At 54.6% G+C, this 17,551-nt stretch carries 17 protein-coding genes and 2 tRNA genes; 2 read left to right on the forward strand and 17 right to left on the reverse strand.

The window, feature by feature from the left end:
* Positions 1 to 30: 30 nt before the first annotated feature.
* From rlmH to leuS, 6 genes are all read right to left on the reverse strand, one after another.
* Positions 31 to 501, reverse strand: coding sequence for a 23S rRNA (pseudouridine(1915)-N(3))-methyltransferase RlmH (gene rlmH, locus RTM06_RS02425; RefSeq protein ID WP_008103678.1), 471 nt, complete (start codon positions 499 to 501; stop codon positions 31 to 33).
* Positions 502 to 504: 3 nt separating this feature from the next.
* Positions 505 to 822 carry a ribosome silencing factor gene (rsfS, locus tag RTM06_RS02430; protein WP_061717393.1) on the reverse strand — a complete coding sequence of 106 codons (318 nt, stop codon included), beginning with the start codon at positions 820 to 822 and terminating at the stop codon, positions 505 to 507.
* Positions 823 to 913: 91 nt separating this feature from the next.
* Entirely contained in the window at positions 914 to 1,558 is a 645-nt protein-coding gene (gene nadD / locus RTM06_RS02435) for a nicotinate-nucleotide adenylyltransferase (RefSeq protein WP_312179706.1), read from the reverse strand.
* On the reverse strand, positions 1,551 to 2,582 hold the full coding sequence (gene holA, locus RTM06_RS02440; protein ID WP_312179708.1) for a DNA polymerase III subunit delta: 1,032 nt from the start codon (positions 2,580 to 2,582) through the stop codon (positions 1,551 to 1,553). Before holA ends, nadD begins: the two co-directional genes overlap by 8 nt.
* Entirely contained in the window at positions 2,579 to 3,178 is a 600-nt protein-coding gene (gene lptE, locus RTM06_RS02445; RefSeq protein WP_008103668.1) for an LPS assembly lipoprotein LptE, read from the reverse strand. Before lptE ends, holA begins: the two co-directional genes overlap by 4 nt.
* Positions 3,179 to 3,192: 14 nt before the next feature.
* Entirely contained in the window at positions 3,193 to 5,775 is a 2,583-nt protein-coding gene (gene leuS, locus RTM06_RS02450) for a leucine--tRNA ligase (RefSeq protein ID WP_312179711.1), read from the reverse strand.
* Positions 5,776 to 5,997: 222 nt separating this feature from the next.
* On the opposite strand from leuS, the gene RTM06_RS02455 reads away from it, so the two are divergent.
* Positions 5,998 to 6,480, forward strand: a complete 483-nt coding sequence (locus RTM06_RS02455; RefSeq protein WP_312179713.1) for a zinc ribbon-containing protein — start codon at positions 5,998 to 6,000, stop codon at positions 6,478 to 6,480.
* A 96-nt stretch (positions 6,481 to 6,576) separates the two neighbouring features.
* On the opposite strand, the gene RTM06_RS02460 is transcribed toward RTM06_RS02455, so the two are convergent.
* From RTM06_RS02460 to miaB, 9 genes are all read right to left on the reverse strand, one after another.
* A complete protein-coding gene (locus tag RTM06_RS02460) occupies positions 6,577 to 7,302 on the reverse strand; it encodes an amino acid ABC transporter ATP-binding protein (RefSeq protein WP_008103661.1) in 726 nt (241 codons plus the stop codon).
* Entirely contained in the window at positions 7,303 to 7,980 is a 678-nt protein-coding gene (gene gltK, locus RTM06_RS02465) for a glutamate/aspartate ABC transporter permease GltK (protein WP_007890689.1), read from the reverse strand.
* Positions 7,980 to 8,720: an amino acid ABC transporter permease gene (locus tag RTM06_RS02470; protein WP_008103659.1), complete on the reverse strand. Its 741-nt coding sequence runs from the start codon at positions 8,718 to 8,720 to the stop codon at positions 7,980 to 7,982. The genes gltK and RTM06_RS02470 overlap by 1 nt, the downstream gene beginning before the upstream one ends.
* Before the next feature lie 161 nt (positions 8,721 to 8,881).
* On the reverse strand, positions 8,882 to 9,775 hold the full coding sequence (locus tag RTM06_RS02475) for a glutamate/aspartate ABC transporter substrate-binding protein (protein ID WP_312179716.1): 894 nt from the start codon (positions 9,773 to 9,775) through the stop codon (positions 8,882 to 8,884).
* A gap of 437 nt (positions 9,776 to 10,212) precedes the next feature.
* Entirely contained in the window at positions 10,213 to 11,739 is a 1,527-nt protein-coding gene (gene lnt / locus RTM06_RS02480) for an apolipoprotein N-acyltransferase (protein ID WP_312179717.1), read from the reverse strand.
* 4 nt (positions 11,740 to 11,743) lie between these two features.
* Positions 11,744 to 12,625, reverse strand: coding sequence for a CNNM family magnesium/cobalt transport protein CorC (corC, locus tag RTM06_RS02485; RefSeq protein ID WP_256695911.1), 882 nt, complete (start codon positions 12,623 to 12,625; stop codon positions 11,744 to 11,746).
* A gap of 82 nt (positions 12,626 to 12,707) precedes the next feature.
* Positions 12,708 to 13,181: an rRNA maturation RNase YbeY gene (gene ybeY, locus RTM06_RS02490; protein WP_256695912.1), complete on the reverse strand. Its 474-nt coding sequence runs from the start codon at positions 13,179 to 13,181 to the stop codon at positions 12,708 to 12,710.
* On the reverse strand, positions 13,178 to 14,251 hold the full coding sequence (locus RTM06_RS02495; protein ID WP_008103649.1) for a PhoH family protein: 1,074 nt from the start codon (positions 14,249 to 14,251) through the stop codon (positions 13,178 to 13,180). The genes ybeY and RTM06_RS02495 overlap by 4 nt, the downstream gene beginning before the upstream one ends.
* Positions 14,252 to 14,458: 207 nt before the next feature.
* Positions 14,459 to 15,883, reverse strand: a complete 1,425-nt coding sequence (miaB, locus tag RTM06_RS02500) for a tRNA (N6-isopentenyl adenosine(37)-C2)-methylthiotransferase MiaB (protein ID WP_008103648.1) — start codon at positions 15,881 to 15,883, stop codon at positions 14,459 to 14,461.
* A gap of 169 nt (positions 15,884 to 16,052) precedes the next feature.
* Here miaB and ubiF point away from each other — a divergent pair, with 169 nt between their 5' ends.
* Positions 16,053 to 17,225, forward strand: a complete 1,173-nt coding sequence (gene ubiF / locus RTM06_RS02505; RefSeq protein WP_312179721.1) for a 3-demethoxyubiquinol 3-hydroxylase — start codon at positions 16,053 to 16,055, stop codon at positions 17,223 to 17,225.
* Between the two features lie 87 nt (positions 17,226 to 17,312).
* Here ubiF and RTM06_RS02510 read toward each other — a convergent pair.
* Positions 17,313 to 17,387 (reverse strand) — tRNA-Gln (locus tag RTM06_RS02510).
* A gap of 28 nt (positions 17,388 to 17,415) precedes the next feature.
* Positions 17,416 to 17,490, reverse strand: a tRNA-Gln gene (locus tag RTM06_RS02515).
* Between the last annotated feature and the right edge of the window lie 61 nt (positions 17,491 to 17,551).

Consider the following 17,551-nt stretch of genomic DNA (forward strand, 5'->3'; position numbering starts at 1 on the left):
CTACATTTATTGTCTGGGGTTGTCAGGCGTTTATTCACGATGATAAGGATGATTCGTGGTGATGCTCCACGCACGATACAGGCTTTCTGCTACCAGCACACGCACCAGCGGATGTGGCAACGTGAGCGCTGACAGTGACCAGCTTTGTTCGGCAGCGGCCTTGCACGCGGGTGCCAGTCCTTCCGGACCGCCGATCAACAGGCTGACATCGCGGCCATCCAGTTTCCAGCGTTCAAGTTGCTGCGCCAACTGTGGGGTTTCCCACGGCTGCCCGGGGATATCCAGCGTGACAATACGATTGCCTTTGCCCACGGCGGCCAGCATCGCTTCACCTTCTTTTTCCAGAATGCGTTTGATGTCGGCGTTCTTGCCGCGTTTGCCGGCAGTCACTTCGATCAGTTCAAACGGCATATCTTTCGGGAAGCGGCGCAGATACTCCATGAAACCGGTCTGAACCCAGTCGGGCATTTTAGTGCCGACGGCTACAAGCTGCAGTTTCACGTCTTAGCTCCAGAGTTTTTCCAGCTCGTACAGCTGGCGGCTCTCTGCTTCCATCACGTGCACAATCACGTCACCCAGGTCAACGACCACCCAATCGGAGGCGGTTTTGCTGTCAACACCCAGTGGCCTCAGGCCCGCAGTGCGCGATTCCTGCACCACATGATCGGCGATAGAAGCGACGTGACGTGTTGAAGTGCCGGTGCAAATAATCATGCAATCGGTGATGCTGGATTTGCCCTGAACATCAATAGCAATGATGTCCTGGCCTTTGAGATCATCAATCTTATCAATAACGAACTCTTGGAGTGCTTTACCTTGCAAAAGGTTCCCCTTAAAAACAGGTGATTACGGACGGGCTAACGATGCGAGAAAGGTAGCCGAAAATGAAGCGGCGCAGTATAGCATGCTGCCTTTAGCTGCGATATAAGCCAACGCTATCGATGTAGTCGATCACTGCATCTGGCAGTAAATCCGCGCAGGAGATCCCCGCATGGCGGCGCTGACGGATTTCGGTGGCGGAAATGTCGAGCAGCGGCGTATCTGCCAGCCAGATGTGTCCTGCAGGTGAGTGATGAAGCTGCTGCACATCATCGGCGAGATGCTCATCAAGCCATTGCTGCATCTCAGGCGTTTCCATCTGGGCGGCGTAACCCGGACGCTTACACACCAGCAAATGGCACAGCGACAGCAAATCTTGCCAGCGATGCCATTTGGCTAACGTTAGCAGAGAATCCTGGCCGATGATAAACCCGAGGGGCTGTTCTGTGCCGCGTTCCGCACGCAGTGCTTCCAGCGTAGCCACCGTCCAGGACGGCGTTGCACGCTCCAGTTCACGCGTATCGATATCAAACAGCGGGCGATCGGCGATGGCACAGCGCAGCATCTCAACGCGCTGTTGCGCAATGGCTTCCGGCTGCGGGCGATGCGGCGGCACGTTGTTGGGTAGCAATGTGACCTTTTTCAAACCCACTTGCTGGGCCAGCGCTTCTACCGGGCGGAGATGGCCGTAGTGAATCGGATCGAAGGTGCCGCCAAACAGGGCGTAGAGTTTAGACATCGGTAAAGCTCAGTGGGAAATCGCGGTGACACAGCAGCAGCGACAGCGTTTCCAGCTGCGGCCACAGGTTTTGGCCGTAATCCTGCTTCATGCTGAGTTCCAGCTCTGCCAGCAAATGCACCGCACGTTGTAAACGCTGCGCATCAAGGCGCTGCAAGGCTTCGGTAAACAACGCGCGGCGGTTTTGCCAGATGCGTTGCTGATCCATTAGCGTGCGCAGCGCTTGTTTGGCCTGATTACGTTGCAGATGCAGCAGCGTGAGTAAATCGCGTTGCAGCGTGCGCAGCAGAATCACCGCTTCGCTGTCCTCTTTCTCCAGCTGATGCAGGATGTGCAGGGCGCGTTTGCTTTTTCCCGCCAGCAGCGCATCCACCCAATGGAACGGAGTAAAGTGCGCGGCATCGTTGACGGCGGCCTCGACGCGCGGCAGCGTCAATTTGCCATCCGGCCACAACAGCGATAAGCGTTCCAGCGCCTGCGACAGCGCCAGCAGATTCCCTTCATAGCAGTAGCAAAGCAGCTGGATCGCTGCATCATCAACGCTCAACTTCATCGCTTTGGCGCGACTCGCCACCCAGCGCGGCAGTTGCGCTTGTTCAGGCGTCTGGCACGGCACTAACACCGCCTGCGCGCTCAGCGCTTTAAACCAGGCGCTATTTTCCTGTGCTTTGGTCAGTTTCGCCATGCGCAGCACCAGCAAAATATCGCTGTGCAGCAGCGTAGAGAGTTTCATCAACTGCTCGGCGATAGCGGCGTTTGGACCGTTTTCAGGCAGTTGCAGTGTCAGGGTTTGGCGTTGGGTAAACAGGCTGAGCGATTGGCAGCTGACAAAGATCGCATCCCAATCGGTTTGCGCATCGATGGTGACGCTGAAGTGCTCTTCAAATCCCTGTGCGCTGGCGGTAGCTCGGATCGCATCCGCGCTTTCCTGAATCAGCAGGGGTTCATTACCGGTGAGAAAATAACAGGCGCGCAGCCCCTCTCGGAGCTGCGCGCTCAGTTGTTCAGGATAAATCCTGATCATTGCAGACTGGTGGCTGACGAAGAAGACACTTCCGGTGAGTTCTGTCCCGGTGCAATCGTCTCAGGCTGCGGCAAAGTATCTTTGTTGCTTTCCTGCGCGGCATGCACGGTCAGCAGTTTACGGACTAACTGCTCGGACGCGCGCTGACGCATCTCCTGCACGATCATATCCTGTTCGGCATCCTTCGCCAGTGCGGCATTCGGGTTGTCGAAGAAGGAGCGATACACGGTGGTGCTGATCGGGTAGATACCTTTACCCGGCAGCAGAACCTGTGCAGTGACCGTCATCACCAGCGAGTATTCTGCGGTAGTACCGCTGATGAACACCGAAGCGGTATCACGTCCCTGGCCTTCAGCACCCAAACGCAGCGTTGGGTATTTTGCGCTGGCTGCTTTGCTGTCTTCAATGATGGTGACATTGTTGATCCGCAGCTGCTGGCGCACGGCTCGCGCCAGTGGGCCATAGGGATCGCCGCTCTGGACGATAAGGGTTTTCATCTCACTCGGCACCGAGGTGGTGCCGCGCGGGTGGAAACCACAGCCTGCGGTAATCAATACCGCAAGCAGGACAAACAGCCTGATAATCAGTTGTCGCACAGTTCCTCCTGAACTTAACCTACGACCAGGTTAAGCAGTTTGCCGGGGACATAAATCACTTTACGAATGGTGACGCCATCCAGATATTTCGCCACCAAATGCTCCTGCGCAGCACGCGCCTGCACCTGCTCCTGCGTGGCATCCGTCGCAACGGTAATCTTGCCGCGCACTTTGCCATTCACCTGCACCACGACCAGCAGCGAATCTTCCACCATGGCCGCTTCATCGGCTACCGGCCAGCTGGCTTCGTCGATGCTGCCTTCGCCGCCCAGCGCTTGCCATAATACATAGCTGGCGTGCGGGGTGAACGGATAGAGCAGACGCGTCACAGCGACCAGCGCTTCCTGCAGCAGCGCGCGATCTTGCTCGCTCTCCTGCGGGGCACGGATCAGCTTGTTCATCAGTTCCATGATGGCAGCGATGGCGGTGTTGAACGTCTGACGACGACCCACGTCATCGGCCACTTTGGCGATAGTTTTGTGCAGATCGCGACGCAGCGCTTTCTGATCGTCATTCAGGCTGTTGACGTCCAGCGCCACGGTCGCGCCTTTGGCAATGTGTTCGTAAGCCAGTTTCCACACGCGCTTCAGGAAGCGGTTGGCACCTTCAACGCCCGATTCCTGCCACTCCAGCGTCATCTCTGCTGGCGAAGCAAACATCATGAACAGACGTACGGTATCTGCACCGTAACGCTCAACCATCAGCTGTGGATCGATGCCGTTGTTTTTCGACTTCGACATTTTGCTCATGCCGGCGTAAACCACTTCACGACCTTCATTGTCGATGGCTTTAATAATGCGGCCTTTCTCATCGCGCTCAACGGTGACGTCAACCGGAGAAACCCAGTTACGCTCGCCGTTCACGCCGAGATAGTAGAACGCATCAGCCAGCACCATGCCCTGACACAGCAGGCGTTTGGCTGGCTCATCCGAGTTGACCAGGCCAGCATCACGCAGCAGCTTGTGATAGAAGCGGAAATACATCAGGTGCATGATGGCGTGTTCGATACCACCCACATACTGATCGACCGGCAGCCAGTAGTTCGCCGCCGCCGGATCCAGCATGCCTTCATGGTAGTTGGCGCAGGTATAGCGCGCGTAGTACCAGGATGACTCCATAAAGGTGTCGAAGGTGTCGGTTTCACGCAGCGCCGGCTGGCCGTTAACGGTGGTTTTGGCCCACTCAGGATCGGCTTTGATTGGGCTGGTGATGCCGTCCATCACTACGTCTTCTGGCAGGATGACCGGCAACTGATCTTCTGGCGTTGGCATCACGGTGCCATCTTCCAGCGTCACCATTGGGATTGGTGCACCCCAGTAACGCTGACGGGAAACGCCCCAGTCGCGCAGACGGTAATTTACTTTACGCTCGCCCACGCCTTTGGCTGCCAGCGCATCGGCGATGGCGTTGAAGCCCGCCTGATGATCCAGACCGTTGTATTCACCTGAGTTGAACAGCGCGCCTTTATCGGTCATCGCGGCAGCACTTACATCCGGTTCTGAACCGTCAAGATTCAGGATCACTGGCTTGATGTTCAGGTTGTATTTGGTGGCGAACTCCCAGTCACGCTGATCGTGGCCTGGAACGGCCATTACCGCGCCGGTGCCGTACTCCATTAATACGAAGTTAGCAACCCACACCGGAATCTTTTCACCGGTCAGCGGATGGATAGCAAACAGGCCGGTGGCCATGCCTTTTTTCTCCATCGTTGCCATATCAGCCTCGGCGACTTTGGTGGTACGGCATTCGTCGATGAATTCAGCCAGTGCAGGATGAGTGGCAGCCGCTTGCTGCGCCAGTGGATGACCTGCAGCTACTGCTACATAAGTAGCGCCCATAAAGGTGTCTGGACGGGTGGTGTAAACGGTCAGCTTCTCGGCGCTGTTGGCAACGTCAAAGGTGATTTCCACGCCTTCAGAACGGCCAATCCAGTTGCGCTGCATGGTTTTGACCTGTTCCGGCCAATCTTCCAGCTTGTCGAGGTCGTTGAGCAGCTCTTCCGCATAGGCGGTGATTTTAACGAACCACTGTGGGATCTCTTTGCGCTCAACTTTGGTATCGCAGCGCCAGCAGCAGCCGTCGATAACCTGTTCGTTGGCCAGTACGGTCTGATCATTCGGGCACCAGTTCACCGCAGAGGTCTTTTTGTAGACCATGTCTTTTTCATACAGCTTTGTGAAGAACCACTGTTCCCAGCGATAGTATTCTGGCTGGCAGGTCGCCAGTTCGCGGCTCCAGTCGTAGCCAAAGCCCAGCAATTTCAGCTGGTTCTTCATGTAGGCGATATTGTCGTAGGTCCACGGCGCAGGCGCAGTGTTGTTTTTTACCGCAGCGCCTTCCGCTGGCAGACCAAATGCATCCCAACCAATCGGCTGCAGAACGTTTTTGCCGAGCATACGCTGGTAGCGCGCAATCACATCGCCAATGGTGTAGTTACGCACGTGACCCATGTGCAGGCGGCCAGAAGGATAGGGCAGCATCGAAAGGCAGTAATATTTCTCTTTGCCTTCCTGCTCGGTCACTTTAAAGGTTTCGTTTTCGTCCCAGTGTTGTTGGACGCGGGATTCTATCTCTTCCGGGCGGTATTGCTCTTGCATGGCTGCCTGTGGTCCTTTGTGAAAATCGCTAAGCATACTTTTAGATCCGCATAGCATACCCATAAGGCTGCGCCTCAACAACTTTTCACGCCCTCGCAGGCCGGATTTCTGCCGAATGCGCCGCCGCTTTCACCCTTTTGTGATTTCTTCGGTTGCTGCCCATGCAATTGTGACAAAACCGCTAAACTTAACAGCAGTATCCGCAGCGAAAAGGAGAACAAAATGAATAACGTGGCGCAGGAATACCGTGCAACGATTGAAGCATTATCCCAGCGATTGGATCATGGCGAGCGCGATGTTGATGCGCTGGTGGCCGAGGCGCGGCAAAGTTTGCTGGCGAAAAAAACGCTGTCGCCCGCCGAGGTGAATGAAGTAATGCGCGCCGTGCGCCGCGATTTACACGAGTTTGCGCTGAGCTCTCAGGAGTCTTCTGATGTAGTTGGCGACTCGGTGTTTTTGCGCGTGATTCGCGAAAGTCTGTGGAAGGAGCTGGCGGATATCACCGATAAAAGTCAGTTAGAGTGGCGTGAGGTGTTTCAGGATTTGCGCCATCACGGCGTTTACCAGAGCGGCGAAGTGGTCGGCCTGGGGAATTTAGTCTGTGAAAAGTGCGGCTTCACGCGGGCGATTTATACGCCAGAGAGCTTAACGCGCTGCCCGGAGTGTGGGCACGATCAGTTCCAGCGTCAGCCGTTTGAACCCTGATGAAAGGTAGCCAGGTCGTCATTAATGACGACCCTACAAAAGTGAGGTGATTTTGTAGGGTGCGCATTAATGCGCACCTGGCTTGAGGATATTGAATCAGTGCAGAATCTTCGCCAGGAAGTCTTTGGCACGATCGGATTGCGGGTTGTTAAAGAAGTCATCCTTATTGGTGTCTTCGATAATTTTCCCTTCATCCATAAAGATCACGCGGTTGGCGACTTTGCGTGCAAAGCCCATCTCATGCGTCACCACCATCATGGTCATGCCTTCATTGGCTAATTCAACCATCACGTCCAACACTTCGTTGATCATTTCAGGATCAAGCGCTGACGTCGGCTCATCAAACAGCATCGCCACCGGATCCATACATAACGCACGCGCGATTGCCACGCGCTGCTGCTGACCACCAGAAAGCTGACCAGGGAACTTATCCGCGTGCGCAGAGAGCCCGACGCGTTTTAGCAGGCCTTGGGCTTTCTCACGCGAGGCCGCTTTGTCACGCTTCAGCACTTTAACCTGCGCCAGCGTCAGGTTCTCAATGATGCTGAGATGCGGGAACAGCTCAAAGTGCTGGAACACCATGCCGACTTTGCTACGTAACTGAGCAAGGTTGGTTTTTTTGTTGTTCACTTCGGTGCCGGTCACCTGAATGCTGCCCTTTTGAATCGGCTCCAGGCCGTTCACGGTTTTAATCAGCGTTGATTTACCTGAGCCAGACGGACCGCAGACCACCACCACTTCACCTTTTTTCACTTCGGTGGAGCAGTCGGTCAGCACCTGAAAGTGCCCATACCACTTTGAAACATTTTTCAGGCTAATCATTTAAACCGTCCTCTTTCTTTTCAGATAGGTAACCAACAGCGAAGCGCTCAGGCTGATCACAAAGTAGACCAGACCAGCAAACAAAATCATTTCAACCTGGGTTCCGTCACGCTCACCAATGGTGGACGCGGTGCGGAAGAAATCAGCCAGGCTCAGTACATAGACCAGCGAGGTATCCTGGAACAGCACGATGCCCTGGGTTAGCAGCAGCGGCACCATGGCGCGGAACGCTTGCGGCAGCACGATCAGTTTCATCGATTGCCAATGCGTCATGCCAAGCGCCAGTGCGGCATTGGATTGGCCGCGAGAGATGCTCTGAATACCGGCACGGATGATTTCCGAATAGTACGCCGCTTCAAAGAGCGCAAATGCCACCATGGCGGAAATCAGGCGGATATCCGATTTAGGCGATAAGCCCAGTACCTGCTGCAGGAATGCGGGCACCACCAAATAAAACCACAGCAGCACCATCACCAGGGGTACGGAGCGGAACAGGTTGACGTAAAGCTTGGCAAACCAGCGCACCGGCGCGATCGGCGATAAACGCATCACCGCCAAAATCGTGCCCCAGATAATGCCAAACACCACGGCAATCGCGGTGATCTTGAAGGTAATGATCAAGCCATTCCATAGGTAAGGCAGGCTGGGAACAATCGAACTCCAGTCAAACTCGTACATTATTTGCCTCCCATATTGCCAGGCAGGCGAATTTTGCGTTCTACCACACTCATAATCAGCATGATCACCAGATTAATGCCGACGTACGCCAGAGTGATGGCGGTAAAGGATTCATAGGCATGCGCGGAGTAATCCAGCAGCTTGCCGGCCTGCGCGGCCATATCCACCAAACCGATGGTCGAGGCGATCGCCGAGTTCTTCACCAGGTTAAGCATTTCCGAGGTCATCGGCGGCACAATCACGCGATACGCATTCGGCAACAGTACATAGCGGTAGGTTTGCGGCAGCGTCAGGCCCATCGCTAAGCCTGCATTTTTCTGACCACGTGGCAGCGACTGAATCGCGGCGCGCACCTGTTCACACACGCGTGCGGCGGTGAACAAGCCGAGACAGATGGTGGAAGAGAGGAAGAACTGAATGTTCGGATCCAGCTCCGACTTAAACCACATGCCCAGCTTTTCGCCCACCAGTTCTGGCGCCACCAGATACCAGAAGAAGAACTGCACAATCAGCGGGATATTACGGAACAGTTCCACGTAGCAGGTGCCAATCGCCGCCAGCAGGCGGTTGGGCACGGTACGCAGAATGCCAAATAAGGAACCTACCAGGAAGGCGATAATCCAGGCGCAGCAGGACACCGCAATGGTGACCTGAAAACCGGACCACAGCCAGCCGAGGTAAGTCGTATTGCCGAACGGGGCCTGTTCAAGAAAAATGCCCCAGTTCCAATCGATACCCATAACGAGCTCCGGTAAAAAAAGGGTAGCGAGGCTACCCATAAGATTGTTGAGCGGTGTCTTGCATCCTGCTTCAGGGGAACGGCCTGTTACAGTCTGTCTGTCCGCACCGCATGTTCAGCAATCGAGAGGGCAGCGGGGCTGCCCTTGTTGTCGTTGTTAATTCAGAGTGCTTTGTCGTTCGGTGCTTTGAACAGGGCCTGCATATCGCTTGAAAGTTCGAAGTTCAGGTTCAGATTCTTCGGTGGAATCGGCTGTTTGAACCAGGTTTCAAACCATTTTGAGGCTTCGCCAGAGGTCTGCGCTTTAGCAATGGTTTCATCCATCAGCTGTTTGAACTGTGGATCCTGATTGCGCAGCATGCAGCCGTAAGCTTCTTTCGATTGCGGCGTACCCACGATATCCCAGTTGTCTGGCTTCTTGGCTTTGGCACGTTCACCCGCCAGCAGCGCGTCATCCATCATGAAGGCCACAGCACGACCGGTTTCCAGCGTACGGAAAGAATCGCCATGGTCTTTCGCGCTAATGATGCGCATATCCATTTTCTGCTCGTCGTTCAGCTTGTGCAGCAGAACTTCAGAGGTGGTTCCGGAGGTCACGACAACGGTTTTGCCCTTCAGATCAGGGAAATCTTTGATGTCGCCGCCTTTTTTCACCAGCAGACGCGTACCGATGATGAATACGGTGTCAGAGAATGCCGCTTGCTTTTGGCGTTCCAGGTTGTTGGTGGTAGAACCGCACTCAAAATCGTAAGTCCCGTTCTGCAACAGGGGAATACGGTTCTGCGAGGTAATCGGCAACATTTTAATCTGCAAATCAGGCTTATTCAGTTTGGCCTTGATAGCCTCGATGATGGCGTTTGAATAATCCTGTGAATAGCCAACCACTTTTTGCTGGTTGTCATAGTAAGAAAAGGGAACTGATGATTCACGATGCCCAACGACGATCACGCCGCTATCATTGATTTTTTTCAGGGTACCAGTGAGATCTTCCGCCTGGGCCGCTCCCGCTGCTGCTCCCAACAGCAAAAGAGATAATGCCACTTTGCGTATCTGCATGTTCCAACTCCTTCGTATGGATGTCGCGCAGAACATAAACTGCGCAGATTGTGATGTTGTGTGTATTTCGTGCTGCTTTTTTAGTTATCCCATAGCGCAACTGCACGCAGGATAGTGATTAACATAGCGAATTGTTAACGCAATGAAACAAAAAAGTTTCTTTTTTGCGAGCCGCTCCGCACCAATAAAAGGCAAAAATTCACCGATGCGCTAATAGAGTGCGCATCATTGCCATAAATTAGTGCGTCAAGGTTGCACTACGCTTACAAAAGCCGATGTTTGCGAAAATCACTGAAATAAATAGCAATGATCGTGCCAGCACGATGAATAAGTGTAAAAAGCCAGCAGAGAATCGGGGAAAGCACAACGGAAGGAAGAGAAAACAGCGCATAAAAAAGGCGAAGTATTCACTTCGCCTGTTTGCATAGCAGCCTGAACTAGTGGCGACGGCGCAGAATGGCCACCACAATGCCAATCAATGTCAGCATCCACACCGGCCAGATGCCCGCTTTGGCATACGGCGTTTCGCCGGTTGTTGGCGTCACTTTGGCTTCCAGCACATCACGGGTGAACTGTGGCAACGCTTTCTCCACCTCACCGTTGGCATTCACCACCGCTGTGACACCGTTATTGGTGGAGCGCAGTAACGGACGTCCCAGCTCCAGTGCGCGCATGCGTGCCATCTGGAAATGCTGCCACGGCCCGATGGAGTGACCGAACCAGGCATCGTTGGAGACGGTTAGCAGGAAGTTGGTATCGGGACGGAAGTTAGCGCGCACTTGTTCGCCCAGCACAATCTCATAGCAGATAGCGCTGGTCAGGTTATAACCCGACACTTTTAGCTGCGGCTGGACATAGGCGCCACGGCTGAAAGAGGACATTGGCAAATCGAAAAAAGGCGCCAGCGGACGCAGCAACGCTTCCAGCGGCACAAACTCACCGAATGGCACCAGATGATTCTTCTGATAGCGGTTCTGGCTCTGATAGCTGTAAGGCTGCTCGCCACCCAGCACGATCACCGAGTTGTAGTCGTGATAACGATTATCGCCTTCCACCCGTGAATCCACGATACCGGTAATCAGTGAGCTGCCGCGTGCGCGCAGGTCAGCGTCCAGCGCTCGAAGGAACGGCTGCTGGTTGCTTTCTAAATCGGTTATCGCTGATTCGGGCCAGATAATGATCGGCGCTTTGCCGATAAACGGCTGGCTGTATGAGGTATAAACGCGCAGCGTGTTCAGCAGTTGCTGCGGATCCCACTTCATCGACTGCGGAATATTGCCTTGCACCATCGCAACATCAACGCTGCGTTCCGGCAGCGGCTGATACCACTGCAACATGCGCAGCGGCCACGGCAATAACAGCAGTAGCGCGGCGGCAATCAAACTTTTCACGGTACGATGATGAAGCGCGTGCACCAGCAGGCCCGCGATCACCATCAACAGGAAGGTAATGGTCTCCACACCCGCCAGCGGCGCGAGGCCTTTTAGCGGACCATCGATCTGGCTGTAACCAAACTGCAGCCACGGAAAACCGGTGAGCACCCAACCGCGCAGGAACTCGCTAATTTGCCACAGTGCCGGTGCCGCTAAAGCCAAACGCCAGATTGTGGCGCGCGGCCAGAAACGGTTGAGCACGAGGGCAAACAGTATTGGATAAAGCGACAGATAGGCCGCGAGCAGAATCACCAGGAAGATGTTCACCGGGCCGGGCATGCCGCCAAAGGTGGCGATGCTGACGTAAACCCAGTTGATGCCGCTGCCAAACAGTCCAAAGCCCCAAACAAAGCCGATCGCTGCTGCCTGCGCAGTGCGACGTTCCAGCAGCAACAGTTGCAGACCAAACAGTGAAATTAACGCTGCGGGCCAGAAATCGTAGGGGGAAAAGGAAAGGGTGCCAATGGCACCCGTAATTAACGCCAGCAGCAGGCGAACCCGCTGCTGCGAGTAAAGAGAGGCTAAAGCCATAAAATTATTCGTCTTCCAGTTGCGGTTGTGGTGAGTCTTCCGGAATTTTTACATGCACCTGGATGATACGGCGGCTGTCAGCCATGGCGACTTTGAACTGATAGCCATCAATGACAATACTTTCGCCGCGAGCGGGAAGGTGGCCGAATCCCTGCATGACCAATCCGCCAATGGTATCGACTTCGTCATCGCTGAAATCGGTGCCAAAGACCTCATTAAAATCTTCAATTTGCGTTAAGGCGCGCATGGTATAGGTGTAACGATTGAGCTGACGGATATCACGATCTTCTTCATCGTCATACTCATCTTCAATTTCGCCGACAATCAGCTCAAGAATATCTTCAATCGTCACCAGACCCGAGACGCCACCAAATTCATCAATCACAATCGCCATGTGATAACGCTGCGAGCGGAACTCCTTCAGCATGCGATCGACGCGCTTGCTTTCCGGTACCACCACGGCGGGACGCAGCACTTTTTCGATGCTGAACGGCTCAGACGCGCTGGCCATAAACGGCAGCAGGTCTTTGGCCATCAAAATGCCTTCAACGTGATCTTTGTCTTCGCTGATCACCGGGAAGCGTGAATGCGCGGATTCAATAATCACCGCAAGGCACTCTTCCAGAGTTTGGTTGCGTTTCAGGGTGATCATTTGCGAGCGTGGGATCATGATGTCGCGCACGCGCTGTTCGGCAATATCCAGCACCCCTTCGAGCATGTCGCGGGTGTCCTGATCGATCAGCTCTTTTTGCTCAGAATCGCGGATTAACCCCAGCAGTTCATCACGGTTTTTAGGTTCACCGTGAAACAGTTGGTTGATTAACAGGGAGAAAAATCCCTTTTTACTACTGGGTGCGTCGCTGTTTTGAGAATGGTCGTCGCTCATGGCGTTTTTATTTAGTTCTCTCTAATGAGGGATTGGGGCTGCCGGCATCCGCGCCAGCAGCGCAATAACCTGAACCAGCGGCTCAGGCGTCTTCTTTCTCCGAAATGTACGGATCAGGATAACCAAGAGCAAGCATTATCTCGGTCTCCAGCGCCTCCATCTCTTCGGCTTCTTCATCTTCGATATGGTCGTAACCCAGCAGATGCAGCGTACCGTGCACCACCATATGCGCCCAGTGCGCTTCGACGGTTTTGCCTTGTTCAGCAGCCTCTTGCTCAACAACCTGGCGGCAAATAATCAGATCGCCGAGCAACGGCAGTTCAATGCCCGGCGGTGCTTCAAACGGGAATGACAGCACGTTGGTCGGCTTATCTTTGCCGCGATAAGTCAGATTAAGCTCATTACTCTCAGCTTCATCCACCAGACGAATCGTGACTTCGCTTTCTGGTTGAAACGGCGTTACCGCCGCTTCCAGCCAGCGTTGAAAATCACTCTCTGCCGGCAGATGGTTTTCATCAGTACAGGCCAGTTGTAAATCAAGAATCACCGCGCTCATGAACGCTCCTGCGGGCTGGTTTGGCTGGCAAGCTGCGCTGCAATAGCTTCGCGTTTGCGCTCTTCTGCCTGTTGATCACGGCGTTTCTGGTCGGCGGTTTCCCAGGCTTCATAAGCATTCACGATGCGTGCGACAACCGGATGACGCACCACGTCTTCGCTGTGGAAAAAGTTAAAGCTAATTTCATCGACTTCTGCCAGCACTTCAATGGCGTGGCGCAGGCCGGATTTGGTGCTGCGCGGCAAGTCAATCTGCGTGATGTCGCCGGTAATGACCGCTTTGGAATTGAAGCCGATACGCGTCAGAAACATCTTCATCTGCTCGATGGTGGTGTTCTGGCTCTCATCGAGAATCACAAAGGCGTCGTTGAGGGTACGTCCGCGCATATAGGCCAGCGGAGCCACTTCAATCACGTTGCGCTCAATCAGCTTCTCTACACGTTCAAAGCCGAGCATTTCGAACAGCGCGTCGTACAGTGGGCGCAGATAGGGATCGACCTTCTGGCTGAGATCGCCGGGCAGGAAGCCGAGTTTTTCCCCGGCTTCAACCGCTGGGCGCGTCAGCAGAATACGGCGAATCTCCTGACGTTCCAGCGCATCCACTGCCGCAGCGACCGCCAGATAGGTTTTACCGGTACCGGCCGGGCCGATACCAAAGGTGATGTCGTGCGCGAAGATATTGGCGATGTACTGCGCCTGATTAGGCGTACGCGGTTTGATCACCCCGCGTTTGGTCTTGATGTTCACCGCTTTGCCGAATTCCGGCACGCTCTCAGCGCTCTGTTCCAGCACGCGGCTCTCTTTGATCGCCAGGTGAATCTGGTCCGGTTCGATATCTTTAATCTGACCGCGCATCGGGGCGGTATCAACGTACAGCGTGCGCAGAATATTGACGGCGGCGTCCACGCACAGCGAGCGGCCAGTGAGGGTGAACTGGTTATCGCGGCGTTTGATTTCAAGGCCCAAACGGCGCTCCAGCTGTTTCACATTGTCATCCATCGGACCGCACAAGCTCATCAGTCGTTGGTTATCTGCCGGTTCAAGGGCGATTTCACGCGTTTCGATATTCAAATGAATCCTTAAGGTCACTCAGGGCCAGTTGAAAAAGTGTGCCGGATGCTGAAGAGCAATCTCTCAACATCTTTAGGGAATTATTTATGGCGCTACGCCGAGGCGCAAGCTTCAGAAACGATATTTGGGCAGCACTTGTGGAAAGCAAGGGCTTTGGGATGAAACAGGCGACAGCGCGTTGTGCGCTGTCGCTCAACGTTCGAGGTTTCAAGGCTGGAACATGCCGACGCCGATGTCGTTCTCTTTTCGGGTACGAGCAATCACCGAAGCCGGGCTTTCGGCCACACGTAGCGCCATTTGATCTTCGGTGCGCACCAGCACGCCGCGCAGGGAGCTGGCATAGACATCAACAATTTCAACATCAACAAACTTACCGATCATTTCTACCGGCGCTTCAAAGTTCACCACGCGGTTATTATCGGTGCGGCCGGTCAGCTCCATCACATTCTTACGTGAAATGCCCTCTACCAACACGCGCTGTGTGGTGCCCAGCATGCGGCGGCTCCACGCCATCACCTGCTGATTGATGCGGTCCTGCAGAATGAAGAGACGCTGCTTTTTCTCCTCTTCTGTTACATCGTCGGGCAGATCGGCGGCCGGCGTACCTGGACGCATCGAGTAGATAAAGCTGAAGCTAACATCGAAATTCACTTCGCCAACCAGCTTCATGGTCTGCTCAAAATCCTGCTGCGTTTCGCCGGGGAAACCAATGATGAAATCCGAGCTCAGCTGGATATCCGGACGCGCAGCTTTAAGCTTGCGGATAATCGCTTTGTACTCGAGTGCGGTGTGCGCGCGCTTCATCAGCGTCAGGATGCGATCTGAGCCGCTCTGTACCGGCAGGTGCAGGAAACTCGCCAGCTCAGGCGTATCGCGGTAAACCTCGATGATGTCATCGGTGAATTCAATCGGATGGCTGGTGGTGAAGCGAATTCGGTCAATGCCGTCGATCGCCGCCACTAAGCGCAGTAATTCAGCAAAGGTGCAGATGTCGCCATCAAAAGTGGCACCGCGGTAGGCGTTGACGTTCTGGCCCAGCAGGTTAACTTCACGTACGCCCTGAGCGGCAAGCTGCGCGATTTCCAGCAGAATATCGTCGCTTGGGCGGCTGACTTCCTCGCCACGGGTGTAAGGCACCACGCAGAAAGTACAATATTTATTGCAGCCTTCCATGATCGATACGAAGGCAGTTGGGCCATCGGCGCGCGGTTCTGGCAGGCGGTCAAACTTCTCGATTTCCGGAAAGCTGATGTCAACAACCGGGCTTTTGCTGCCGCGCACGGTGTTGATCATCTCCGGCAGGCGATGCAACGTTTGCGGGCCAAAGACGATATCGACGTAACTGGCGCGCTGACGCAGGCGTTCACCTTCCTGTGAGGCGACACAGCCACCCACGCCGATAATCAGATCGGGATTGGTTGCTTTCAGCTTTTTCCAACGGCCTAACAGAGCAAAAACCTTCTCCTGCGCCTTTTCACGGATAGAGCAGGTGTTGAGCAGCAGAACATCCGCCTCTTCAGCTTCCTCGGTAAGGGTGTAGCCGTGCGTACTGTTCAGCAGATCGGCCATCTTCGATGAATCGTATTCATTCATCTGACAGCCCCAGGTTTTGATGTGCAGTTTTTTGGTCATCGAACTAGCCATTGATTCAAGCGAAGTGCAGGGCGCGTATTGTAATGCTTCGACGCTGTTGTTACCAGGCTTCACGCATCTGCATCGCATCACGTGGCTAATTTCCGGTACACTTTAGCTATCAACGTGATGCCGGAAGGCCTCACGGCAAAAAGAAGGATTAGAGTCGATGCAGGATTCACATTTTGATGTGGTGATCGTGGGCGGTGGCATGGTCGGTGCGGCGCTGGCATGTGGTCTGGCGCAGCAGCAGTTCCGCGTAGCGGTGATTGAACGGGCGGAACCCGCAATCTTTGATGCCAGCAGCGAGCCGGATGTGCGCATCTCCGCCATTGGTGCCTCGTCGGTGGCGTTGTTGCAGCAACTGGATGTCTGGTCGCGCGTGCAGGCGATGCGTTGTGCACCTTATCGTCAGCTGGAAACCTGGGAGTGGCAAAACGCACATGTGAAGTTTGATGCGGCATCGCTTGGGCTGCCTGAGCTGGGCTTTATGGTGGAAAATAGCGTGCTGCAACGTGCGCTGTGGGAAAAGATGCACGAAGAGGGCATCACGCTGATCTGCCCGGCGAGCTTACAGGGTTTGCAGCCGCACCGTGCTGGCTGGCATGTGCAACTCGATAACGGCCAAACGCTGGATGCGCGTTTAGTGGTCGGCGCAGATGGCGCCAACTCGCGTGTGCGGCAGTTAGCGGGCATTGGCGTGCGTGGCTGGCACTATGCGCAATCCTGCATGCTGATCAGCGTGGAGTGCGAGCAGGATGCAGGCGATTCCACCTGGCAGCAGTTTACGCCACAAGGGCCGCGCGCTTTCCTGCCGCTGTTTGATCGTCGCGCTTCGCTGGTGTGGTACGACGCGCCCGCGCGCATCCGCCAGTTGCAAAGTTTGCCACTCCAGCAATTGGAGAAAGAGATTTATGCTCACTTCCCGGCACGCGTTGGGCATATTCGGGTGAAATCCGCCGCATCTTTCCCGTTGGTGCGGCGTCATGCCACACGGTATGTGATGCCGGGTTTGGCGCTGGTGGGCGATGCGGCGCACACCATCAATCCGTTGGCCGGGCAGGGCGTTAATCTGGGCTATCGGGATGTGGATGCGTTGATCACGACGCTTGTCGAGGCGCGCAACCAGGCTGAACTCTGGTCATCGGACGCTGTGCTACAGCGCTATCATCGCCAGCGTTATAAGGACAACTTACTGATGCAAGGTGGAATGGATCTGTTCTACTTCGCGTTTAGTAATAAGCTGCCGCCGCTGCGCTTTGCACGTAACCTGGCGCTGATTGCGGCCGAGAATGCTGGAGCGTTGAAACGCAAGGTGCTGCGTTACGCATTAGGTTTGTGATCGTAGGGAGCGCATTTATGCGCTCCTGATTAATCCCCGAACGCAGAAAACAATAAAGCCCGCATAAGCGGGCTTTGTTGTGCAATTTGGCTGGGGTGCAGGGATTCGAACCCCGGAATGCTGGTATCAGAAACCAGTGCCTTACCGCTTGGCGACACCCCAATAGGTGTTTGATCAAATTGTCTTTTTATGGCTGGGGTGCAGGGATTCGAACCCCGGAATGCTGGTATCAGAAACCAGAGCCTTACCGCTTGGCGACACCCCAATAATTTGGTGGCTACGACGGGATTTGAACCTGTGACCCCATCATTATGAGTGATGTGCTC

Origin of the sequence: Pantoea sp. CTOTU46764, from assembly GCF_031974595.1 — a bacterium.
Classification (GTDB): domain Bacteria; phylum Pseudomonadota; class Gammaproteobacteria; order Enterobacterales; family Enterobacteriaceae; genus Pantoea; species Pantoea trifolii.